The sequence below is a fragment of the Edaphobacillus lindanitolerans genome (assembly GCF_900156305.1).
In the GTDB taxonomy this organism is placed as follows: Bacteria; Bacillota; Bacilli; order Bacillales_A; family Planococcaceae; genus Bhargavaea; species Bhargavaea lindanitolerans.
Genome location: NZ_FTPL01000002.1, coordinates 262,617 through 285,478 on the forward strand (window position 1 = coordinate 262,617; position 22,862 = coordinate 285,478).

At 58.7% G+C, this 22,862-nt stretch carries 21 protein-coding genes; 2 read left to right on the top strand and 19 right to left on the bottom strand.

The features are described 5' to 3' along the window. Nucleotides 1–18: 18 nt before the first annotated feature. The 15 genes from floA to gpr form a co-directional block, all read right to left on the bottom strand. Nucleotides 19–1,020: a flotillin-like protein FloA gene (floA, locus tag B0B07_RS07400; RefSeq protein WP_076757757.1), complete on the bottom strand. Its 1,002-nt coding sequence runs from the start codon at nucleotides 1,018–1,020 to the stop codon at nucleotides 19–21. Nucleotides 1,021–1,031: 11 nt separating this feature from the next. Further along, complete coding sequence (locus B0B07_RS07405) at nucleotides 1,032–2,354, bottom strand: NfeD family protein (RefSeq protein WP_234982303.1); 1,323 nt, start codon at nucleotides 2,352–2,354, stop codon at nucleotides 1,032–1,034. A gap of 172 nt (nucleotides 2,355–2,526) precedes the next feature. Then, nucleotides 2,527–2,700, bottom strand: a complete 174-nt coding sequence (gene rpsU / locus B0B07_RS07410) for a 30S ribosomal protein S21 (protein ID WP_076757758.1) — start codon at nucleotides 2,698–2,700, stop codon at nucleotides 2,527–2,529. 101 nt (nucleotides 2,701–2,801) lie between these two features. Next, nucleotides 2,802–3,473, bottom strand: a complete 672-nt coding sequence (deoC, locus tag B0B07_RS07415) for a deoxyribose-phosphate aldolase (RefSeq protein WP_076757759.1) — start codon at nucleotides 3,471–3,473, stop codon at nucleotides 2,802–2,804. A 108-nt stretch (nucleotides 3,474–3,581) separates the two neighbouring features. Further along, complete coding sequence (mtaB, locus tag B0B07_RS07420) at nucleotides 3,582–4,925, bottom strand: tRNA (N(6)-L-threonylcarbamoyladenosine(37)-C(2))-methylthiotransferase MtaB (protein WP_076757760.1); 1,344 nt, start codon at nucleotides 4,923–4,925, stop codon at nucleotides 3,582–3,584. A gap of 5 nt (nucleotides 4,926–4,930) precedes the next feature. After that, nucleotides 4,931–5,680 carry a 16S rRNA (uracil(1498)-N(3))-methyltransferase gene (locus tag B0B07_RS07425; RefSeq protein WP_076757761.1) on the bottom strand — a complete coding sequence of 250 codons (750 nt, stop codon included), beginning with the start codon at nucleotides 5,678–5,680 and terminating at the stop codon, nucleotides 4,931–4,933. Beyond that, the gene (gene prmA, locus B0B07_RS07430; RefSeq protein ID WP_076757762.1) at nucleotides 5,661–6,632 is read right to left on the bottom strand and encodes a 50S ribosomal protein L11 methyltransferase; all 972 of its coding nucleotides are present in this window, start codon (nucleotides 6,630–6,632) and stop codon (nucleotides 5,661–5,663) included. The genes B0B07_RS07425 and prmA overlap by 20 nt, the downstream gene beginning before the upstream one ends. A gap of 14 nt (nucleotides 6,633–6,646) precedes the next feature. After that, complete coding sequence (gene dnaJ / locus B0B07_RS07435) at nucleotides 6,647–7,792, bottom strand: molecular chaperone DnaJ (protein ID WP_076757763.1); 1,146 nt, start codon at nucleotides 7,790–7,792, stop codon at nucleotides 6,647–6,649. Nucleotides 7,793–7,908: 116 nt separating this feature from the next. After that, complete coding sequence (dnaK, locus tag B0B07_RS07440; protein WP_076757764.1) at nucleotides 7,909–9,729, bottom strand: molecular chaperone DnaK; 1,821 nt, start codon at nucleotides 9,727–9,729, stop codon at nucleotides 7,909–7,911. A 52-nt stretch (nucleotides 9,730–9,781) separates the two neighbouring features. Next, on the bottom strand, nucleotides 9,782–10,387 hold the full coding sequence (gene grpE, locus B0B07_RS07445; protein ID WP_076757765.1) for a nucleotide exchange factor GrpE: 606 nt from the start codon (nucleotides 10,385–10,387) through the stop codon (nucleotides 9,782–9,784). Nucleotides 10,388–10,413: 26 nt separating this feature from the next. Next, nucleotides 10,414–11,436: a heat-inducible transcriptional repressor HrcA gene (gene hrcA, locus B0B07_RS07450; RefSeq protein ID WP_076757766.1), complete on the bottom strand. Its 1,023-nt coding sequence runs from the start codon at nucleotides 11,434–11,436 to the stop codon at nucleotides 10,414–10,416. Nucleotides 11,437–11,531: 95 nt separating this feature from the next. Beyond that, the gene (hemW, locus tag B0B07_RS07455; protein WP_076757767.1) at nucleotides 11,532–12,668 is read right to left on the bottom strand and encodes a radical SAM family heme chaperone HemW; all 1,137 of its coding nucleotides are present in this window, start codon (nucleotides 12,666–12,668) and stop codon (nucleotides 11,532–11,534) included. A 169-nt stretch (nucleotides 12,669–12,837) separates the two neighbouring features. Beyond that, a complete protein-coding gene (lepA, locus tag B0B07_RS07460; RefSeq protein ID WP_076757768.1) occupies nucleotides 12,838–14,664 on the bottom strand; it encodes a translation elongation factor 4 in 1,827 nt (608 codons plus the stop codon). A gap of 668 nt (nucleotides 14,665–15,332) precedes the next feature. Next, entirely contained in the window at nucleotides 15,333–16,151 is an 819-nt protein-coding gene (spoIIP, locus tag B0B07_RS07465) for a stage II sporulation protein P (protein ID WP_084186603.1), read from the bottom strand. 20 nt (nucleotides 16,152–16,171) lie between these two features. Continuing rightward, nucleotides 16,172–17,230 (bottom strand): GPR endopeptidase, encoded by a 1,059-nt coding sequence (gpr, locus tag B0B07_RS07470; RefSeq protein ID WP_076757769.1) that lies wholly within the window; start codon nucleotides 17,228–17,230, stop codon nucleotides 16,172–16,174. 161 nt (nucleotides 17,231–17,391) lie between these two features. Between gpr and rpsT the strand changes: the two genes are divergently transcribed. Further along, on the top strand, nucleotides 17,392–17,643 hold the full coding sequence (gene rpsT, locus B0B07_RS07475) for a 30S ribosomal protein S20 (protein ID WP_076757770.1): 252 nt from the start codon (nucleotides 17,392–17,394) through the stop codon (nucleotides 17,641–17,643). Between the two features lie 265 nt (nucleotides 17,644–17,908). Here the strand turns inward: rpsT and holA are convergent, their stop codons facing one another. After that, nucleotides 17,909–18,925: a DNA polymerase III subunit delta gene (gene holA, locus B0B07_RS07480; protein WP_076757771.1), complete on the bottom strand. Its 1,017-nt coding sequence runs from the start codon at nucleotides 18,923–18,925 to the stop codon at nucleotides 17,909–17,911. 171 nt (nucleotides 18,926–19,096) lie between these two features. Between holA and B0B07_RS07485 the strand changes: the two genes are divergently transcribed. Then, a complete protein-coding gene (locus B0B07_RS07485; RefSeq protein ID WP_076757772.1) occupies nucleotides 19,097–19,231 on the top strand; it encodes a YqzM family protein in 135 nt (44 codons plus the stop codon). A 49-nt stretch (nucleotides 19,232–19,280) separates the two neighbouring features. Here B0B07_RS07485 and B0B07_RS07490 read toward each other — a convergent pair whose 3' ends face one another. From B0B07_RS07490 to B0B07_RS07500, 3 genes are all read right to left on the bottom strand, one after another. Further along, entirely contained in the window at nucleotides 19,281–21,506 is a 2,226-nt protein-coding gene (locus tag B0B07_RS07490; RefSeq protein ID WP_084186604.1) for a DNA internalization-related competence protein ComEC/Rec2, read from the bottom strand. Between the two features lie 80 nt (nucleotides 21,507–21,586). Next, the gene (locus B0B07_RS07495; protein ID WP_076757773.1) at nucleotides 21,587–22,147 is read right to left on the bottom strand and encodes a ComE operon protein 2; all 561 of its coding nucleotides are present in this window, start codon (nucleotides 22,145–22,147) and stop codon (nucleotides 21,587–21,589) included. 68 nt (nucleotides 22,148–22,215) lie between these two features. Then, complete coding sequence (locus B0B07_RS07500; protein WP_084186605.1) at nucleotides 22,216–22,836, bottom strand: helix-hairpin-helix domain-containing protein; 621 nt, start codon at nucleotides 22,834–22,836, stop codon at nucleotides 22,216–22,218. Nucleotides 22,837–22,862: the final 26 nt, after the last annotated feature.

The window sequence follows — 22,862 nt, forward strand, 5'->3', positions numbered from 1 at the left end:
TATCCGGATCCGGGTCAATTATTTGTCCCTGCCTGCTCCGGATGACTGGTCTGTGCCCACTTTGCCGAGCGCTTCGCGCATCGTTGTGTCCGCCTGGATATTATGGTAATTCACATAGTCCATGACGCCGATGTTGCCGTCCCGGAGCGCAGCCGCCATGGCGAGCGGAACTTCGGCCTCCGCCTCGACGACCTTCGCGCGCATCTCTCCGACTTTGGCGCGCATTTCCTGCTCGCCGGCAACCGCCATTGCACGGCGTTCTTCGGCTTTCGCCTGGGCGATTTTCTTGTCGGCTTCCGCCTGTTCGGTCTGGAGCTCTGCACCGATGTTCTTGCCGATGTCCACGTCCGCGATATCGATGGACAGGATTTCAAAAGCCGTTCCGGAGTCAAGTCCTTTGGCGAGGACCGTCTGGGAGATCATATCCGGGTTCTCAAGTACGACATTGTGGTGCTGTGCGGAACCGATTGTCGAGACGACGCCTTCGCCGACACGTGCAACGATCGTTTCTTCGCCGGCACCCCCGACGAGGCGGTCGATGTTCGCACGGACGGTGATCCGGGCTTTCGCCTTCACTTCGATCCCGTTCATCGCGACACCGGCGATGAACGGCGTTTCGATGACTTTCGGGTTGACGGACATCTGGACGGCTTCGAGCACGTCGCGTCCGGCAAGGTCGATGGCCGCAGCCCGCTCGAAGGACAGGGCGATGTTTGCACGGTGCGCCGCGATGAGCGCGTTGACGACCCGGTCCACGTTACCTCCGGCGAGATAGTGGCTCTCCAGCTGGTTGATGGCGACATCCAGGCCGGCTTTGTGCGCCTTGATGAGGGGATTGACGATCCTGCTCGGGATGACCCGGCGAAGACGCATTCCGACGAGCGTGAAGATGCTCACCTTCACGCCCGCGGCAAGCGCAGAGATCCACAGTGCCACCGGCACGAACGTGAAGAAGATGGACAGGGCGATGATCACCAGAAATACGACGATGATCAGCCCGATTGTTCCGAAACCTAACATTCTTTTTCCTCCTAGTCGGCTTTCACTTCCCTGACAACAATACGGGAACCTTCCACCTTGATCACTTGTACTTCTTTGTCTTTTTCGATGAAACTTCCTTCCGTGACGACGTCCAGCATTTCATTGTCGAGCCGGACGGCGCCGGACGGGCGGAGCGCAGTGAGGGAGACCCCTTTTCTGCCGATCAGCTCCAGCCGGTTCTTGTTTGAGACGTAGCCGCTTTCCGTGTCGGTCGAATCCATGAGCACAAGCTTGCTCAACAGATGCAGCCGCTTACCGAAGAATTTCATGAGGATCACCATTCCCATTACCATGATGACGAGCGCGATCGCGACGGACACACCCATCACGAGCGGGTCTCCGCCCGCCATGATGATCCCGCCGACGACGGCCGCCGCACCGGCGACTCCGAGGATGCCGCCCGATACGAACAGTTCGGCGACAAGGAGGCCGATCCCGAGAACGAACAGCAGGATCGCTTCATATCCGGCGAGGCCGGCAACAAGGTGACCGTAGAAGAACAGCAGGATTGCCGACACGCCCATCGTACCCGGCACACCAAATCCCGGCGAATACAATTCGACGATGAGTCCGAGTCCTGCAATCGACAGCAGGATCGGCACGACGACCGGATTTGTGATGAACCGTGCTAGCTTCTCACTGAACGTTTCGGTCATATTGACGACCTCTGCCCCGCTCAGGCCTGTCTTTTCGAGCAGTTCGTCAAATGAAGAGACGGTCCCTTCGCTGTAACCCACTTTTTCGGCTTCCTTTGCGGAAAGGGTGAGCAGCTGCCCCTTGCCTGCACGGTATTCGGGCAGGTCCTGGTCAGGGTCCGCCATGGCGAGGGCGTATTTCGGATCCCGATTCTGATCCGAAGACTCCGCCGCATTTTGCATCGCCGTGCGCCAGGCGCTGTCCGCCTTCGTGTCCGCGGCATTCCCCGACTGGTCAATCACCTGTGCGGCACCGATCCTGCCGGAGGGATCCATATAGATCTCATCGGCATGAAGCGCGAGGAACGCCCCTGCGGACAGTGCGTCCCGGTTGATGTAAGCGATGATTTTAGGATTCGCATTGTCCATCAGCTTGGCGATCTTCCCGGCAGCGTCCACGAAGCCGCCTGGCGTGTTGATCTCCAGGATGACGGTATCGGCGCCGGCCTTCTCGGCTTCCGCGATGGACCGTTCAAGAAACTCATACAGTCCCCGTTCGACTTCGTTCTCCAGCGGGACATGGAACACCGTTTTCCCCTTGGCGCCGGCAGCCGGCGCGAACAGGAGTACGGCAGCAACCAGCAAAAGGACCATCCGGACAAACCGGACTGCTTTCAAGACTTCACCCCCATTCCTGATTCCATTATAGTCTATTCTACGGATGGAATCGGCCCAAAGTTTCACCCATATGAAAAGAAACCGGAAAATCCCTGAGGGAATTTCCGGTTTCGTCATATTCGTTCATTCGTTTGAAGGTTTGCCATTCCGGACGCAGAGGTGACCGAGGGGATCAATACTTGCGCTTGCGGGCAGCTTCGGATTTCTTCTTCCGTTTTACGCTTGGCTTTTCATAATACTCGCGTTTGCGGACCTCTTGAATCGTACCGGATTTGGAAACGGTACGTTTGAAGCGGCGAAGAGCATCTTCGAGCGATTCGTTTTTACGAACGACAGTTTTTGTCATGTCTTTTCCCCTCCCTCCGAGCACACTTCGGTACATGAATAACTCATGTACTCAAGAATTATAGCCCAATCCGGCGACCGGGTCAATCATTATCTTACAAATTAATAGTCGGAAGAGGACTCGAGTCCCTGCATGATCGAGACGCCGGAGCTGGCGCCGATCCGGGTGGCGCCGGCCTTGATCATCTTCTCCACGTCTGCCAGGCTGCGGACGCCGCCGGATGCCTTGACGCCCATCTCTTCGCCGACCGTCAGGCGCATGAGCGCCACGTCTTCCACCGTCGCGCCGCCCGTCGAGAATCCTGTGGATGTTTTGACAAAGTCCGCTCCTGCTTGCTTCGCAAGGCGGCAGGCGGTGATTTTCTCATCGTCCGTCAGGAGGCTCGTCTCGATGATCACTTTGACGAGCGCCTTTCCGGATGCCGCCTCGACGACCGCGCGGATGTCCGATTCAACGGTCTGCTCGTCCCCGCTTTTCAGTGCGCCGATGTTGATGACCATGTCGACCTCGCCGGCGCCTTTGGCGATGGCATCGGCCGTTTCGAATGCTTTCGTTTCTTTCGTGTTCGCACCGAGCGGGAAGCCGATGACCGTGCAGACCTTCACGTCGGAGCCTTCCAGCTCCCGTGCGGCGGTTTCCACCCATCCGGGGTTTACGCACACGGAGGCGAAAGAATGAACCTTCGCTTCCGCACAGAGAACGATGATCTGTTCCGCGGTTGCTTCGGCTTTGAGGAGTGTATGGTCGATGTAGGATGCGATATTGGATGTCATTCTAAATTCCTCCTGTAGATGCGGCGGGCCGCTCTGGATTTAAATGAAAAAGCAGAGGGCGGACGCGGTTTCGCGCCGCTCCCCTGCCGGTCAGGCGGGCGGTCCCGGTCAGACTGCCGGTTCGGGGTTGTCCTCAAGAACCCGGACAAACACGCCTTCGTTGTACGGGTAGCCCGCTTTTTTGATCTTCACCCGGACGATCTTGCCGACCATCGATTCGTCCGCCGGCACGACCACTTTGAGGTAATTGTCCGTATAGCCTTCATACAGGCCGCTTTCCGGATCTTCCTTGTACGGTTCTTCCGGAATCATTTCCAGCACCTGGCCTTCGTAGGCGGAGGCATATTCTTTCGCAAGCTGGTCGTTCAGGCCGATCAGCCTGTGGACCCGCTCGTTTTTCACCTGCTCGTCGATCTGGTCGGTCATGCGGGCGGCGGGTGTCCCGATCCTCTGGGAATACGGGAACACATGAAGCTCCGCAAACCGGTGGTCGCGGATGAACTCGTACGTCTCCATGAACTCTTCCTCGGTCTCTCCCGGGAACCCGACGATGACGTCCGACGTCAGCGCGAAATCCGGCAGGGCCTCGCGGAGCCGTTCGAGCCGCTCGGCGAAGAACGCCATCGTGTACTTCCTGCGCATCCGCCGGAGGACGGTGTCGGAGCCCGACTGGATCGGAATATGGAGGTGACGGACGACGATCTCCGATTCCTTCAGGACCCCGATCACTTCGTCGGTCAGCTGGCTCGCCTCGATCGAAGAGATCCTGAGGCGCTTCAGGCCTTTGACGTTCGTCTCGATGTCCCGCAGCAGCTGGGCGAGGTTATAGTCTTTCAGGTCTTCGCCGTAGCCGCCCGTATGGATGCCGGTGAGGACGATCTCCAGGTAGCCTGCATCTACGAGCTGCTGTGCCTGGTGCACGACCTCCTGAGGGTCCCGGGACCGCATGAGCCCGCGTGCCCAGGGGATGATGCAGAAGGTGCAGAAGTTGTTGCAGCCTTCCTGGATCTTCAGGGATGCACGCGTGCGGTCCGTGAAGGACGGCACGTCCAGTTCCTCATAAACCCGGTTTTTCATGATGTTGCCGACGGCGTTGATCGGCTGCCGTTCCGTGCGGAACTGGTCGATGTAGCCGATCAGCTTCGTCCGGTCCTGTGTGCCGACGACGATGTCGACGCCCGGGATCTCCATGATTTCCGCGGACGATGTCTGGGCATAGCAGCCCGTCACGCAGACCACGGCATCCGGATTCGAACGGATGGCCCGCCGGATGACCTGGCGGCTTTTCCGGTCGCTCGTGTTCGTGACCGTGCATGTATTGATGACGTACACGTCCGAACGCCGTTCGAAGTCGGTCCGGTCGTAGCCGGCGTCTTTGAACAGCTGCCAGATCGCCTCCGTCTCATAGTGGTTCACTTTGCAGCCCAATGTATGAAAAGCGACTGTCGACATGGGGCTCACCTCTTTCCTTCTAATTCACTGGATATGGCGGCCAGCGCGTATAGCGGCGCGGTCTCCGCGCGCAGGATGCGCGGACCGAGGGAGACCGGGATGAACCCGGCCTGCCGCAGGCGTTCCGCCTCTTCCCGGCTGATTCCGCCTTCCGGCCCGAATACCGCCAGCACCTTTTGTCCATGATACACGTTTTCCAGAAGACCGGCAATCGGCCGCCCGCTCCGGTCCTTTGCCGATTCCTCATCCGCCATGAGCAGAAGGTCGTACTCGCCGGACAGCCCGATCAGCCCGTCCAGATCGAGCAATCCGGAAATCTCCGGGATGACAGAGCGGTGGGACTGCTCCGCAGCTTCCTTGGCGATTTTCTGCAGCCTGGCGATCTTCTTTCCGCTTTTGCCGCCGTCCCACCTGACGATGGACCGTTCGGCGGAAAACGGGATGAGGGAATGCATGCCGAGCTCGGTCCCCTTCTGGACGATCAGATCCAGCTTGTCACCCTTCGGAAGGCCTGCCGCAATCGTGACCGGCACCGGCATTTCATTGTCCGGCAGCGCGTCCCCGTCTTTGCGGACCGTGACCGTGCGGTCTCCGAGATTCTCGATGACGCATTCAAAAGCCGTTCTTCCGGAAACCGCGATGACCCGGTTCCCCTGCTGCATGCGCATCACTTTGACGATGTGGTGTGCGTCGTCCCCGCTGATCACGGCCGAACCGTCAGGGCCGAACGGATCTTCAAGGAAGTAGCGCTGCATCCGTGTCACCTGCCGACGGTTTTTTCGCGATGATGGCCGTCCAGTCTTCCATCACCATCACTTCCTCGATCTCGAAGCCGGAGTCGCGGAGCGCTTCCTTCACTTCATCCTTTTTGCGGGAAATGATGCCGGATGTGATGAACAGTCCGCCGGGCTCCAGCACCCGGTATGCATCGTCGGTAAATGTGACGATCACTTCGGCGAGAATGTTGGCAACCGCGATATTCGCCGTGCCTTCGAACGCTTCAAGCAGATTTCCCTGGCGGACATCGATTTCATCGGACAGTCCGTTGAGCGCCACATTGTCCTTCGCCGCCTTCACGGCCACTTCGTCCAGGTCGAGAGCCGTCACCTTTCCTGCCCCGAGAAGGGCGGCGCCGATGGACAGTACCCCCGAACCGGTGCCGATGTCCACGATCACGTCCCCTTCCCGGACCGTTTTCTCCAGTGCCTGCAGGCAGAGCACGGTCGTCGGATGCGTGCCGGTGCCGAATGCCATCCCCGGATCGAGTTCGATGATCAGCTCGTCGGATCCGAGCCGCTCATAGTCTTCCCAAGTCGGGACGATTGTGAAACGCCGGGATACCTTCACCGGATGATAATAGGCCTTCCAGGAAGTCGCCCAGTCCTCTTCATCCACTTCGCTCATCGAAACCGTGTTGCGCCCGGTGTCCAGGCCGTACTCGGACAGGCCGGTGATTTTCCGTTTAAGCGAGCCGATCGTTTCCATCAGGAAACTGGATACCGGCAAATAGGCCTTCAGGATGACGCCGTCCTCCGGATAATCCTCCCGGTCAAGGTCGTAGAGCTCCCCGAAGCGGTCTTCGCGCTCGAGGTCGGGCTCGCAGGAATCCTCAATGACCACGCCGCTTGCGCCAGCCTCATGCAAGATGTTCGATACGGCCTCTGCCGCTTCGTTTGTCGTATGAACTGCAATTTCCGACCATTTCAATCTGATCCGCCCCTTCAGTCGCCTTTGACTTTCCGTCTCAGCCGGTCAAACAGCGAGCTTTCGTATTCATCCGGTACTTCGTCCCCGCTGATTTCGGCAAAGTCCCGAAGCAGCTGCTTCTGCTTTTCCGTCAGTTTTTTCGGGGTCACGATGTTGACGATCACATGCTGGTCGCCGGTTCCGTAACCATGGACATTCGGCGCGCCTTTTCCTTTGAGCCGGAATTTGGTGCCGGACTGTGTGCCCGCCGGGATCTTCAGCTTCACTTTACCGTGCACCGTCGGCACTTCCACTTCATCGCCGAGCGATGCCTGCGGGAAGGTGACCGGGAGATTCAGATAAATATCGTCTCCGTCCCGGATGAACTTCTCGTGAGGCTTCACGCGGAATTCAACATACAGGTCTCCGGACGGTCCGCCGTTCACGCCAGGCTCGCCTTGGCCCGCCACCCGGAGCTGCTGGCCGTCGTCCACACCGGCCGGTATCGTCACACGGATCTTCTTCCGTTTTGTCACCCGGCCGCGCCCGTGGCATTCCGGGCATTTTTCCGGGATGATTTTCCCGGTGCCCTGGCAGGTCGGGCAGGCGCGCCGGTTGACCATCTGGCCGAACGGCGTGTTCTGGGTCACGCTGATCTGGCCCGTACCGGAACATTCCGAACACGTCTCGGCCTTGGTGCCCGGCTTGGCCCCGTCTCCGTGGCAGGTGCCGCACTCTTCCTCCCGGTCGATTTCAACTTCCGTTTCCTTGCCGAAGATGGCATCCATGAAATCGATCGTCATCGAATAGCTCAGGTCGCTCCCTTTGCGCGGGGCATTCGGGTCGCGCCTGCGGCTTCCGCCTCCGCCGAAGAAAGTGTTCAGAATGTCGTCGAAGTCGAAGCCGGCACCTCCGCCCGCGCCGCCAAAGCCGCCGAAACCGCCTCCGCCGAAACCGGCATTCGGGTCCGTGTGTCCGAACTGGTCATACTGCGCCCGTTTCTGCTCGTTGCTGAGCACTTCATAGGCCTCGGAAATTTCTTTGAACTTCTCGTCCGCACCCGGTTCTTTGTTGATGTCCGGATGATATTGTTTCGAAAGTTTGCGATACGCTTTCTTGATTTCTTCTTTTGTGGCGGATTTGCTCAATCCGAGCACTTCGTAGTAATCTCGCTTGCTCATCTCTCACACTCCTGACTGACTCGCATAAGGGATATTGTATCACGGTGAAAATGGACTTTCAAAATAGGCAGAAGAAAAGCCAAAGCCGAAACCGACTTTGGCTTTCCGCTAACGGATTATTTGTTTTGGTCGTCGACTTCCTCAAAGTCTGCGTCCACGACCCCGTCATCGGAGGCGGTGCCGCCCTGTTCCTGCTGGGCCTGCTGTGCCGCCTGCTCGTACATCTTCACGGACAGCTGCTGGACGATTTCCATGAGCTTGTCTTTTTTCGTGCGGATCTCGTCGATGTCGCCTTTTTCGATTGCCGACTTCAGCTCGTCTTTCGCATCCTCGGCATTTTTCTTCTCCTCTTCGGAAACCTGGTCTCCCAGATCCTTGAGGGTCTTCTCTGTCATGAATACAGCCTGGTCGGCCTCGTTCCGGAGCTCGGCCTCTTCTTTGCGTTTCTGGTCGGCTTCTGCGTTCGCTTCGGCCTCTTTGACCATCCGGTCGATCTCGTCATCGGAGAGCGATGTGTCGGACTGGATCGTAATGTTCTGTTCCTTGCCGGTGCCAAGGTCTTTCGCCTTGACGTTGACAATGCCGTTCTTGTCGATGTCGAATGTGACTTCGATCTGCGGAATGCCGCGCGGTGCCGGCGGAATGTCGGTCAGCTGGAAGCGGCCGAGCGTCTTGTTGTCGGCGGCCATCGGGCGCTCACCCTGCAGGACGTGGATGTCCACGGCCGGCTGGTTGTCGGCGGCAGTCGAGAACACCTGCGATTTTGAAGTCGGGATCGTCGAGTTGCGGTCGATCAGCTTCGTCATGACGCCGCCCATCGTCTCGATGCCGAGGGAAAGCGGTGTGACATCGAGCAGCACGACATCCTGGACGTCCCCGGAGAGGACACCGCCCTGGATCGCTGCACCCATCGCCACGACTTCATCCGGGTTCACGCCGCGGTGAGGCTCTTTGCCCGTCTCTTTGCGGATTGCATCCTGGACCGCAGGGATCCGGGTCGAGCCGCCGACGAGGATGACCTGGTCAAGCTCGTTCGGGGAAAGGCCGGCATCTTTGAGCGCCTGGCGTGTCGGAACCATTGTCCGCTCGACGAGGCTGGCTGTCAGTTCGTCAAACTTCGCCCGGCTGAGCGACAGTTCCATATGGAGCGGTCCGGCTTCGCCGGCTGTGATGAACGGAAGCGAGATCTGCGTCGATGTGACGCCGGAAAGGTCTTTCTTCGCCTTTTCGGCTGCATCTTTAAGACGCTGCATCGCCATCTTGTCCTTCGACAGGTCGATGCCGTTTTCTTTTTTGAACTCCTGGACGAGGTAGTCGATGACCGCATTGTCGAAGTCATCGCCGCCGAGACGGTTGTCCCCGGCAGTCGCGCGGACTTCAAACACGCCGTCGCCGAGTTCAAGGATCGAAACGTCGAATGTGCCGCCGCCGAGGTCATATACGAGGATCGTCTGGTCCTCGTCGGTTTTCTCGAGGCCGTATGCGAGTGCCGCCGCCGTCGGCTCGTTGATGATCCGCTCCACTTCAAGGCCCGCAATGCGGCCGGCGTCTTTCGTCGCCTGGCGCTCAGCGTCGTTGAAGTAGGCCGGCACCGTGATGACCGCCTTCGTGACTTTTTCGCCGAGGTAATCTTCCGCGTAGCCCTTCAGGTATTGAAGGATCATCGCAGATACTTCCTGAGGCGTGTAATCCCGGTCTTCCGCGGACACTTTTTTGTCTGTTCCCATCAGGCGCTTGACGGACATGATCGTGTTCGGGTTGGTGATGGACTGACGCTTGGCCACTTCACCGACCTGCCGCTCGCCGTTCTTGAATGAAACAACGGACGGAGTCGTCCGGTTGCCTTCCGGGTTGGGGATCACTTTCGGTTCGCCGCCCTCCAGGACAGCGACGCAAGAGTTTGTCGTACCAAGGTCAATACCGATGATTTTGCTCATTATCCATTCCTCCTAGAATCACAAGTCGCTCCGCCGCAAAGCGGCGGCTGGATCATTGGTTCACTTTCACCATTGCAGGTCTGAGAATCCGGTCGTTCAGCATATACCCTTTCTGGAGTTCCTCCAAAACGGTGCCGGACGGCTTGCTGTCATCCTCGCCATGCATGACGCCATGGTGGAAATTCGGATCGAATTCCTTGCCCTCGGCTTCGATTTCGACGAGGCCTTCCTTTTCCATCGCCGTGCGGAACGACTGATAGATCATTTCCATGCCCTTCTTCAAGGCAAGGGCCTCTTCGGAAGTCACTTCGGCGGCGAATGCCCGGCCGAAGTTGTCAAGCACGGGAAGCAGCTCCGCCATGAGTCGCTGGGAACGGTATTTCTCCGAAGCCTGCAGTTCGGCAGCGCTTCTCCGCTTGTAGTTCTCGAAATCCGAGAGCAGGCGCAGATACTTGTCTTCACTCTTTTCAAGGGCTTCCTCAAGTTCTTTGATGCGCTCTGCGTCCGGGCCGGCCCCGGCTGTTTCGGCTCCGGCTTCCGCCGGGGTTTCAGCCGGTTCCCGGCCCTCCGGGTCCTGGACTGCTTCCGCCGGATCCTCCGGCAGGATTTCTTCGTTCAGATTTTCTACGTTCGGGTCTTTCTTTTCCTCTGCGGACATGAAAACTCCTCCTTCATCCCGGCTTCTCAAAGGAGCCGGCCTAGTTCGCGGGAGAGCCCCCGGCTCAAATAGTCGAGGATCGAGACGACCCTTCCATAGTCCATCCGGGTCGGTCCGATGATGGCGATGGCTCCCTTGCGTCCTTCTCCCGCTGTATAAGAAGCAGTGATGACACTGCAGTCTTCCATGGCCAGATGGCCGTTCTCGGATCCGATCCGGATGTGGATCCCTTCCTTGCCCAGGTCGAGGAGCATGCCCGCAAGCGGCGCATCTTCCATGTAGTGGATGACCTGGCGCGCTTTGTCCGGATCGTGGAACTCCGGCTGGGACAGCATGTTGAGCATTCCGCCGAACACGACCTGCTCGTCGTGTGCCGAGCTGACGGCTTCCCGGAAAGAAGAGAACATTTCGCCGTACCTGCCGACGTGCCGTTCCAGAAGCCTTGCCATTTCATGGCCGAGCCGGGCATCCAGCTCATGCAGCGGGATGTTGACGAGACGGTCATTCAGGAGATTCACCATCCGCTCGATATCCGCCGGATGGACCTGTTCCGGTACGTGGAACGTCCGGTGCTCGACATGGCCGCCGTCCGTGACGATGATCGCCACGGCCGAATCCTGCGAAAGCGGGATGATCTGAAACCTTTTCACCCTGTGCTGCTTGACGTCCGGGCCGAGCAGGATGGACGTGTAGTTCGTGAGGTCGGACAGGATGCCGGCCGTCTTCCGGATGAGCAGTTCGGTCTCCAGGAGCCGGTCGTTGAAAATGCTGCGGATCCGTCCGAGATCCTCTTTTTTCAAATGCTCTTTTTCAAGAAGATGGTCCACATAGAAACGGTATCCTTTTTCGGACGGGACCCGCCCCGAAGACGTATGGGTCTTTTCGAGAAACCCGAGTTCCTCGAGGTCGGCCATGTCATTCCGGATGGTCGCCGCGCTGAACGGCACCGTCTCCAGCTTTGATAATTGGCGCGATCCGACAGGCTGTGCCGACTGGATGAACCCGTCGACGATCGCTTGCAATATGTGCAACTGACGCTCTGTCATCATGATCATCACCTCTGTTAGCACTCTTTGCAACCGAGTGCTAAGCTATGTTTCAAATTTATCAAAAGCGGAACCGTCCGTCAAACAAACTGCATGCTTCAGCCGATGAAGCGGGCAAACACTTCGTTGCCGAGGAAAACGCCTTTGTCCGTCAGGCGGATCCGCCCGTCTTCCGCCGAAAGGAGCCCCTCTTCCTCCAGCTGCCGGATCTGTTTTCCGTATACGTCGCCTACCTCCCGGCCGAAACGTTTCCGGAACTCATCCGCCGACACGCCGGCGATCATCCGGAGTCCGAGGAACATTTCTTCTTCCATTTCCTCTTCGGGCGTCACGTTGTGGGTTTCGAACACCGGCCGGCGTCCTTCCGCCACGGCATTCATGTACTTCTTCAATGGGCCGTGGTTGGAGTAACGCACGCCGTCCGAGTAGCCGTGTGCACCGGCGCCGGCACCCGCATAGGTCCGGTTCTGCCAGTAAAGCTTGTTGTGCACCGACTGGAACCCGTCAACCGCAAAGTTGCTGATCTCGTACTGACGGATCCCCTTCTGCTCCATCCGTTCCATGAGCATGCGGAACATATCCGCTTCCGTGTCTTCCCCGGGCAGCGGCAGCAGGTTTTTGTTCATCAGGTTGTAAAAGACCGTCTTCGGCTCGACAATGAGCGAATAAGCCGAGTAATGCGGAAGATCGAGCGCAAGCGCACGGTCGAGCGTGTCTTCCCACTGCTCGATCGTCTGGCCGGGCAGGCCGTACATGAGGTCGATGCTCAAGTTTTCAAACCCGGCATCCCGGGCATCCCTTACCACCCGCTCCGCATCTGCGGGGCCGTGTGTCCTGCCGAGCCGCCGGAGCAGGCCTTCGTCAAATGACTGGACTCCGATGCTCAGCCGCCCGACACCCTTTTCCTTGAGCAGTGCCAGTTTGTCGGGTGTCAGTTCGTCGGGATTCGCTTCGGTCGAAAACTCGATGAGCCGCCCCTTCGGAACGGAACGGGCAATGCTGTCGAACAATTTTTCAAGCTGGCCGACGCTCAGCGCGGTCGGCGTACCGCCCCCGATGAAGATCGTCAGCGGGCCTTCGCCGAAGATTCCCTGATCTTCCATCATCCGGAGCTCCTCGCCGAGAGCGTCAAGATAGCCGTCCACCGGCTGGTTCTTGAAGAACACTTTGTTGAAATCGCAGTAGTTGCAGATCTGGTGGCAGAACGGGATATGGATGTACAATCCGTCCGTCATGATGCATTCCTTCTTTCAATCGTCAAAACCGGCTGCAGAACATAAAATAAAGCGGCAAGAACGGGCCGGGACGTTTGCCCGGCCCGAATCGGCTTGCCGCCTGGGCCTTGCGGCGGGTCATGCAAAACGCATGCAGGCGCCCGCCTTCTTCTTTTCATTGATGTTGACGTTATTTGTCTTCGTCCATGCTGAGGACGGCCATGAACGCTTCCTGAGGCACTTCGACGGAACCGACCTGCTTCATCCGCTTTTTCCCGGCCTTCTGCTTTTCAAGCAGTTTCCGTTTACGGGAGATGTCGCCGCCGTAGCATTTCGCCAGGACGTTCTTGCCCATCGACTTGATCGTCGAACGGGCGACGATTTTATTGCCGATGGCGGCCTGCACCGGAACTTCGAACTGCTGTCTCGGAATGAGTTCCTTCAGCTTCTCGACGATCGCCTTGCCGCGGTCATAGGCAAAGTCGCGGTGGACGATGAAGCTGAGGGCGTCGACCTTTTCGGCGTTGAGCAGGATGTCCATCTTGACGAGCTTGCTCGTCCGGTATCCGATCAGTTCATAATCGAAGGAGGCATAGCCCTTCGTGCTCGACTTCAGCTGGTCGAAGAAATCATAGACGATTTCGGAAAGCGGGATTTCATAGATGATGTTGACACGCGAGGCGTCCAGATAGTCCATCGTGACGAAATGCCCGCGCTTGCGCTGACTCAGCTCCATGACGGCACCGACATAGTCATTCGGCACCATGATGGACGCCTTGACATACGGCTCCTGCACCTCTTCGATCTTCTGCGGATCCGGCATCATGGACGGGTTGTCCACTTTGAGGACCGTGCCATCGGTCAGGACAACGTCGTAGATGACGCTCGGTGCGGTCGTGATCAGGTCGATGTTGAATTCGCGTTCGATCCGCTCCTGGATGATCTCCATATGGAGCAATCCGAGGAAGCCGCAGCGGAATCCGAATCCGAGCGCCTGGGAGGTCTCGGCCTCATACGTGAGCGCAGAGTCATTCAGCTCCAGCTTCTCGAGTGCCTCCCGGAGGTCGTTGTACTTGGCGGTATCGATCGGGTACAGCCCGCAGAACACCATCGGGTTCATCTTCCGGTAGCCCGGCAGCGGTTCGTCTGCCGGATGGACTGCGGATGTGATCGTATCACCGACGCGTGTGTCGGCGACGTTCTTGATGGAGGCCGTCAGGTACCCGACATCTCCGACGGTCAGTTCTTTCCTTGCCGTGGCGCGCGGTGTGAAGACGCCGGCTTCGACGACTTCGAACTCTTTGCCCGTCGCCATCATCCGGATCTTGTCACCGGGCTTGACGGTGCCTTCCATGATCCGGATGTACGTGACGACCCCGCGGTACTGGTCGTACAGCGAGTCGAAGATGAGCGCCTTGAGCGGTGCTTCCGGATCCCCCGTCGGTGCAGGCACTTTTTCGACGACCTGCTCCAGGATGTCCTCGATGCCGATCCCAGCCTTGGCGGATGCCAGGACGGCCTCCGATGCGTCCAGGCCGATCACATCTTCGATTTCCTGCTTCACCCGTTCCGGATCCGCTGCAGGCAGGTCAATCTTGTTGACGACCGGAAGGATCTCCAGATCGTTGTCGAGCGCAAGGTATACGTTCGCGAGCGTCTGGGCCTCGATCCCCTGTGCGGCATCGACGACAAGGATGGCGCCTTCGCAGGCCGCCAGGCTCCGGGAGACTTCGTAGGTGAAGTCGACGTGCCCGGGCGTGTCGATGAGGTGAAGGATATATTCGATTCCGTCTTTGGCGGTGTACGTGAGTTGGACGGCATTCAGTTTGATGGTGATGCCCCGTTCCCTCTCCAGGTCCATTGAGTCGAGGAGCTGGTCTTTCATCTCACGGGAGGTCAGTGTTTCGGTTTTTTCAAGAATCCGGTCCGCAAGCGTGGATTTCCCGTGATCGATGTGTGCGATGATCGAGAAATTCCGGATATGGTCGCGCCGGGCGATGCGTTCTTCAGGGTTCATGCTGTCCACTCCTCTACAAACTATTTGAATTATAACAGCGGACAACCGAGACATCAATCCGCTGTGTGCCCGGGCTGCCGGCAGTTTTCCGGGCGGCTTCCGCATGTGCCGGTAATTGCGGCAATCCGGCCGCTCCCCTTCCGGAAAGGGCCTGTCCGGATTTACGCGGCTGACAGTCGTTTACCGCTTCGGTGGCTGGCTTTGTTTTACCTAATGGGGTCTCGAGTTTTACCTGATGGGGCCTGTGTTTTACCGAATGGGTCCTGAGCTTTACCCGATGGGCACCGAGCTTTACCTCGGGCCATGAGTTTTACCGAATAGGGCCCGAACTTTTCCCAGCGGGCACCGAGCTTTACCTCGGGCCATGAGTTTTACCGAATGGGTCCTGAGCTTTACCCGATGGGTACCGAGCTTTACCTTGGGGCCTGAGTTTTACCGAATGGGTCCTGAGCTTTACCCGATGGGCACCGAGCTTTACCTCGGGCCTGAGTTTACCGAATGGGCCCCGAACTTTTCCCGGCGGGTACCGGGTTTTACCTGACGGGCCCTGAGTTTTACCGAATGGGCCCGAACTTTCCCCGGCGGGTACTGAGTTTTCCGAAGTTTGATATTAGGATAAACCGGTCCAACGCAAAAGGCTGCCGCGGGCGGCAGCCTTCATGATGGGATTATTGGTTTCTTTCTGCGAGCACTTCGGCGGCGGCCTTGGCAATCACGGCGGCCGTCCGGTTGAGTTCATCTTCGGTGTTCTCGGTGCCGCCCATTTCGATGAGCAGCAGATTCGGGGACAGGTCCTGGTTATAGACGCCGTTCACACCGCGACCGCCCTTCGTGATGATTCCCCGGGAAATGCCGGGCACGAGCTCATTCATACGGGCGGACACCTGCTCGGCAAGGGCACGGTTTTTCTTTTGGCCGGGATGCTCGAGCCCGATCACGAACGCCGCTTTTGCATAGGAGCCGTCCTTGCCGGAAACGGTCGTTTTGGCTCTACCGAGCGCGTCCCGGTGGATATCGAGGATGAGTCCGTAATCTTTTTCGGACATGAGCTTGCTGACATGCGGGCGTATCTTGCCGTAGGCCTTGCTGCTCGCCCCGCCGTTGTCGTAATTCAATACGTCCAGATTATGGCCGTTCATTTTAAAGTGGGAGGAAAACACTGCCCCGAGGCTCATGATGTTGTCCTTCTCATGAAAGACGGCCACTTTGCCGTGTTTCGCTTTGACGATCGGGGCGAACGCTTCATGGGAGTGGGTGAAGTACATCAGGACATCTCCCTTGGCCTCCGTCAGGGAGACGGGAACCGGGTCTGATTCCTCCGCTTCCTCCTCATAGTCAAACAGGTTCGCTGCATAGACGAGCCGGCCCGTATCGGGGGCGGCCTGCCGGCTTTCCGGCTGTTGCGGTCCGGGGAAATGGATGATGAGGATCGGCAACAGGAAGAGGAACAGAATGAACAATGTATGGAACTGCCATGATTTCTTCATAAAAATCCCCTCCTCCCGCACTATATGGCGGGAGAAGGGGTTTCAGAACCCGGCGGTCCGGGGGCGAGCCATTTGATGAGGCCGGCAGAAATGAGCGTCGCGTATTGAAGGATCCAAGCGTCCGTCTCTTTCGGAGTGACGAACATCCCCTGCTCTTCCGTAGAAAGGACTTCCTCGAACAGCTGCTGCTTGTCTTCCTTCGACCATTGGGACCATTCGCCGAAAATCGGCTTCAGCACTTCCTTGTCGGCCGGCTTGGATTTGTCATGCAGCCAGGGCGTGACGGCCAGCGCGGAAGACGGGGCGCTCGTCTCCTCGATTTTTTGGGCAATATAATTGAACACCGACTCGATGGCGTCCGATACCATGACCGGTCCGTCCACAACGGTCGGGATTCCGATCGCCGTCACCGGAATTCCGAGCACTTCTCTCGAGATTTCCTTTCTGGAATTGCCGACGCCGGACCCCGGATGGATGCCGGTGTCGGTGATCTGGATCGTCCGGCAGAGCCGGGTGCTGTCTCGGGCGGCCAGCGCATCGATGACGATGATGAGGTCCGGATTGATCCGTTCGCCGAGTGCCGCGACAAATTCGCTCGTCTCGAACCCCGTCTGTCCGGTGACGCCGGCAGCATATGCAATGATCGTCCGTTCATCGGCCGGAACGATCGGCACGGACTCCTGAAGGCGGTCGATCGCATAAGGCCCGACCGCGTCCGGGGTGACGGAGCGGTTGCCAAGCCCGACGACCAGCACTTTCGGCGACTCGGGAAGTCCGAGCGGCCGGTGCATCTCTTCCAGTTTCTCTGACAGGATCGCTTCCAGATCCGCGAAGCCCTCCGCATCGTCGGCAGTGAGGCCGGGCGCGGTCAGCGTGACGTAGGTTCCGGCTTTCCTGCCGATTTTCTCCCCGCCTTCATCATCCACCCGGATCGAAGTGACGATGAACCGTCCTTCCCGGTTCTCCTCAAACTCGATGCCGCCCGCTTTTGTGAGTTTGTCTTTTTCCCGTTCGGTTCTGTGCCGTACCATTTCTTCCGATTCATCAAGCAGGTCCGTCCTGCCAAAGCTGATTGCCATGCATTTCACCTCCGTTTCATTGTGCCCCGCTGTCAAGGAAATATTCTTGCGGTTTGTTTATTGCAATCGGGACGCGCTTTTGGTAGAATAACTTTTGTTGCACGGAAACGGCATGAACCGAAACGGGCTACTTTACCTGACCCTGAATGGAGGTGAATCCATTGCCAAACATCAAACAAGCGATCAAGCGCGTACGCCAGAACGAAGCTGTGAATGTACAGAATTCCATGCAGAAATCTGCTATGCGTACGGCAATGAAGAAAGCTGAAACTGCTCTTCAAAACAACGATGAAAATGCAAACGAGCTTCTGAAAGACGCTGTCCAGAAACTCGACAAAGCGGCAAATAAAGGGCTGATCCACAAAAACACGGCTGCCCGCCAAAAATCCCGCCTGACGAAAAAAGCTCAATAATTCTGTGCGGGAACACCCCGTCCGGTTCATCCGGACGGGGTGTTTTTGTGCATGGCAGAAAAGCCGGCCGCTGCGGCTCTTTTAGCGGCTGTTTTTCCCAAGGTGCGGGGTTGGCAACTGGCCGGGGACTTTTCGCGTCCGCTTAGGCACTTTTCGCGGCCACTTTACTCCCTGGGCTTTCCGGTACGTTCCGGACTGACCCGTACTCACCGTGCAAACGGCGGATGGGCTGCCGGATTTGAAACTGCCGGCGGCAGCACGGCCGTCAGCCCGACACCGGGTGGAGCAGGACGAGTTCCAGGACGCGCTCCCGGTTGCCGGAGACGGTTTTGAGCCGGAGGTCTGCCTCCGCCAGCCGGGACAGCACTTCCAGCAGCTGCGCTTCATCGGCCAGCCGGCGGTTTTCCATAATGAGCTTCACCCGGTACGGGTGGACTTTCAGCTGTTTGGCGATCTGATGCTGCTGATAGCCTTTCCGTTTCAATGCACCGACCTGGATGAGCAGGCGGACCTGGTTGGCGAGCAGTGCATTGAGCCGGATCGGCTCCTCCCTGTTCCGCAGCAGGTCGCGGTAGATCGACAGGGCCTCCCCCGTGCGCCCGCCGATGTAGGCGTCGAGGAGCTTGAATGCATCGTCTTCGGGGGTCTTGGCGATGAGCAGGTTCACCGTCTCCTCGTCGATCTCCCGTCCCTCCCCGGCATAGAGGACGAGCTTTTCCATTTCAACGCCGAGCTTGAGCATGTCCTCGCCCGCCCGCGAGATGAGGGTCCGGACGGCACCATCTGTGATCCGGCTTCCTTGCCGGGAAGCCTCCTGCTTGACCCAGGTCTCGATGTCGTGGGTCTTCAGCGGCTCGGCCTCCAGGCAGACCGCTTGTTTTTTAAACTGCTTGACGATCTTTTTCCGGGCATCCAGCTTTTCGTAGGGTGCGAGGAACAGGGTCACCGCACTCTCCGGCGGCTGCTCCAGCCAGTTGGCCAGCCGGTCGAGATCATGGACGACCTTTTCCTTGGACTTGTCGGCGGCCTTCAGGAAATTTGCGTTTTTCGCGATGATGAGTTTCCGCTCGCTGAAAAACGGGATGGTGTCGGCTTCCTCGATCACTGCTTCCACCGGGGTCTCATCGAGATCGAAGATCGTGAGTTCCGAAGAAGCCGCATCCGGTAGCGCCTCTTTCAGCCGCCGGACCGTTTCGTCGAAAAAATACATTTCCGTTCCGCTGAGGAGGTAAACGGGGGCAATCTTCCCTGCCGCGATGTTCCTCCACTGTTCCGTGATCATGGTTCCACACTCCATTTCCGGCTTGTTATCCTTCCATTATACATGAGCGCCGGAGCACGGAGTTTGTGAATAATTCATGAACGCTTTCCGAACAGGGACCGAACCGGCCGAACGATATAGCTTTTTTCGGATCCATCCCTTATAATTAGGGTTGAATTAGGAGGGGTAGCAATGAACGAATTCGAACACGATCCGCAAACGAAGCGCAACGACGTCATCGATTCCGGCATAGGCTTTGTCGTGTCATTTGTTTTCTTTTCACTCATCTTTGTCATCGCTACGGTTGTCGAACTCGTTGCACGCTGATGAAACAGGAGCTTCCGGAAATTCCGGGGCTCCTGTTTTTTTGTGCACATCAGTCGGGGACCGCAGTCGTCTCGACGGTCAGCGTCCCCCGCTTCGACTTGACGGTGACCGTCCCGTAATCAGCGGTCGAGACGGCCGACAGGCCGAGATCGCCGAACCGCTGCACCACTTCAGGATGGGGATGACCGTAACGGTTTCCGCGTCCAGCAGAAAAGATCGTCAGTTCCGGCGCAGCGGACTCCAGGAACCCTTCCCCGCTCGACGTCCTGCTGCCGTGGTGCCCTGCCTTCAGTACGGTGAGCGGGAAAAGAGTTCTCCCATACCTCTCCGTGATCGCCTCCTCCCCTGCCAACTCCAGATCCCCCGCAAATAAAAACCGGTGAGCCCCCTTTTCAACATGCAGGACGAGCGAATCGTTGTTTCCTTCATAATGCTTCTGCAGAGCCGGGCTGATGTAACGGAACCGCACACCCGCCCGGCTCCAGCCGGCCCCTTCCCCCATTTCGCGGACGGGCACGCCTCTGGCGGCGGCAGCCCGGGCCATCTCCGCGTAGCCGGCGTCCCCGTACGTATCCGGTCCGATGTGGATTTCCCCGACTTTCATTTCGCGGATCACCTGGTCGGCCGCCTCCGCATGGTCCGCATCCGGATGGGACAGGATGAGCCGGTCAATCGAACGGATTCCCCGGCCTTTCAGGAACGGGACGACAATGCGGGAGCCGACTTCAAAACCGCCGGAACCCCTCTTCCATTCTTCTTCGGGACCGAAACGGAGCACGCCGCCGGTGTCCACAAGCAGCACGCCCCGGCGGTATGGCAGTTCAATGACGGCCGCATCCCCTTGCCCGACGTCCAGGAAGGTGACCGTCAGGGACGGACTCCAGTGATGCCAGAAATGCAGGACGAGCACCGGCAGCACCAGCGCGGTCCACGCAGCTTTAAGGAGGCTCCGGTTGTTTTCCGCGAGCACGAAAAAGAGGAGGATTCCTCCGGTGAGCAGCAGCAGGCCTGGAAGCGCCGGCCTGCCGGATATCCAGACCGACAGCGGCAGGTCGCCCGCCATGCGGATCCACTCCGCCAGAACGCCGCGGAGCGGTACGTACACGGTGAACAGCCCGTCCGCGACAGGCGGGGCGAGCATGCTGAAAATGAGCAGCAGCAGATTGGCCGGAAGGATGATCACCGAGAACAGCGGGACGAATACGAGATTCGCCAGGAAAGCAGAAATGGAGGTTTCAAAGAAATGAAATAACAGGATGGGGGTGACGGCGATCTGGCAGACCGCCGTGACGAGGAATGACTGATGGAGAGTGTTGCGGGCACGCGACAGGATTGCCTTGGAATGGATCAGGGCAAAAGCTGCCGCATAGCTCATCTGGAAGCCGGGCTGAAAGACGGCGTGGGGGTGGATGAGCAGGAACAGGAGCATGCCGGCGGACAGCATGAGGTCAAGCCGCCGCAATCGGTCGGAGCCGCCGCCCGCAAGCAGGAGCGACGCAATGATCACTGCCCGCCAGACGGACGGGGCGCCGCCTGCAAGCATTGCATAGCACGGCAGGAACAGGAGCAAAAGAAGGCGGACCGTGTGCGTCCTGACCCGGAGACGGAGCAGCCCTTCCCTGAGGAGATAGGTCAGGATGCCGACATGAAGGCCGGAAATGGCGAACAGGTGGGTGATGCCGAGCCGGCGGTACGCCCGTTCGTCGTCCGGGTCGACCGACGACCGCTCCCCGATCAGGAGGGCTTCGGCTTCGGCAGCGACCGGACCGGGGAACGCCGAACGGATATGGTTTCCGAGCTTCCCGCGGTGCCTCCTCAGTGCGGCGGCGGGGCCCGGAGCCGGGCCTGCGTTCCGCGCGGCCGCAATCTCGATCGTCCCCGCTGCCCCTTCGGACCGGAGCCATTTTTGCATGTCAAACGCATACCGGTGTGCGGGACGGTCGGGCACCGTCCTTAAGGCCGTTACGTGAAACCGGTTGCCCGCGGCGCCGGCGGAGATCCATGCCGCCTTTTCTTCGGCGGACCGGAAGCGGAAGACCGCGTACCAGCGCGTCCCGCCTTCATCCCGCACAAACCCGCGCAGCGTGTCCCCGTCCATGCGGATCCGGTCTGTCCATTCAATCAGCACCGGCACCTCGTCCGGTGCCGGAGGCGGCTCTTTTCCCGCGAGCATCAGGCAATAGATGACTGCAGGAACGGCAGCGGCGGACAGCCATGCCGAAGGGGGCTCACGGCCGAAAAGAAGAACGGCCGCCGCGGGCAGGACCAGCAGCATATAAACCGTTGATCCTGCCGCGGAAGCCGCGGCTGCTATGGTCGGCAACGCAAGGAAGACGACCGGGTTGTCCCATATTTTCAGACGAATAGTTCCTTCACCCTCTTCTCATAGTCGGCCACCGTACCGGGATCCGCCCCCGCTTCTTCCAGGCGGCCGATCAGCTCTTCATAGAGTCCGAGCTTCTTTTCTGCCAGAAAATCGATTTTCCCTTCGTCAAACGGGACTTTGATCACCTGGACACCGGCCTGGGCGAGCAGTTCGACGGCATACTCATGATTTTTGTAGTCCTTCGCGTAGACCAGCTTGGAAATGCCGGCCTGGATGATCGACTTCGTGCATTGAAGGCACGGGAAATGAGTGACGTAAATTTCAGCGCCTGCTACAGACGAGCCGTATTTCGCACACTGGAGAAGGGCGTTCATCTCCGCATGGATCGTCCGGATGCAGTGGTTGTCGACGACGTAGCATCCTTTGTCGATGCAATGGTCACCGCCCGATATCGATCCGTTGTAGCCGCCGGCAACAATCCGGTTGTCCCGGACGACCGTCGCCCCGACGGCCAGTCGTGTGCATGTACTGCGCAGGGCCAGCAGATGGCTCTGCGCCATGAAAAATTGATCCCACGTTATTCGCTCCATGGAGTGCGCCTCCCGTTGATAGATTGATTCATTCAAGTGTATCGGTTGCCCCGGCAGCCGGCAACCCGTTATTTCGCCGTGATCAGCTCTTCGAGCCGGGCGAATGTCTTTTCCCCGATGCCGGAGACGTCCATGAGATCCTCCGGGCTGCCGAACGGCCCGCTCTGCTCACGGTGCGCGATGATGGCCTCCGCTTTTGCAGGGCCGATGCCGGGAAGTGTCATCAGTTCCGCGGCATCGGCCGTGTTGAGGTTCACTCGGCCGTCCGGCTGGCCCCATCCGGCTGATCCCGGCTGCACGGGAAGGGACGGCGGATCCCCTTCGTCCGGTTCATCGGACAGGAGCGGCACGAACACGACCATTTCATCACGGAGCCGCTCCGCATGATTGATCGCATCCGGATTCGCATCAGGAAGAAACCCGCCCGCCCTGTCAATGGCATCGATCACCCGGTCTCCTTCCTCCGCCCGGTAGACTCCCGGTTTTCCGACCGCCCCTTTCACATCGACAAAAATGACCGCAGCGGATGGCTCCGCCCGGTCATCGGCAGTCTCGCCGGACATCCCTTCATCGGAAGCGATGAACAGATCCGTCGGCTGTACCGCGGACCGGCTTGACATTGTATACAGGATGATGCAGAGAACGAGGATGGAAGCTGCGGCAAGGGGGATCAGCTTCCTCCAGTACATCTTCAGCCAGGCCGCGATGAAGGTTC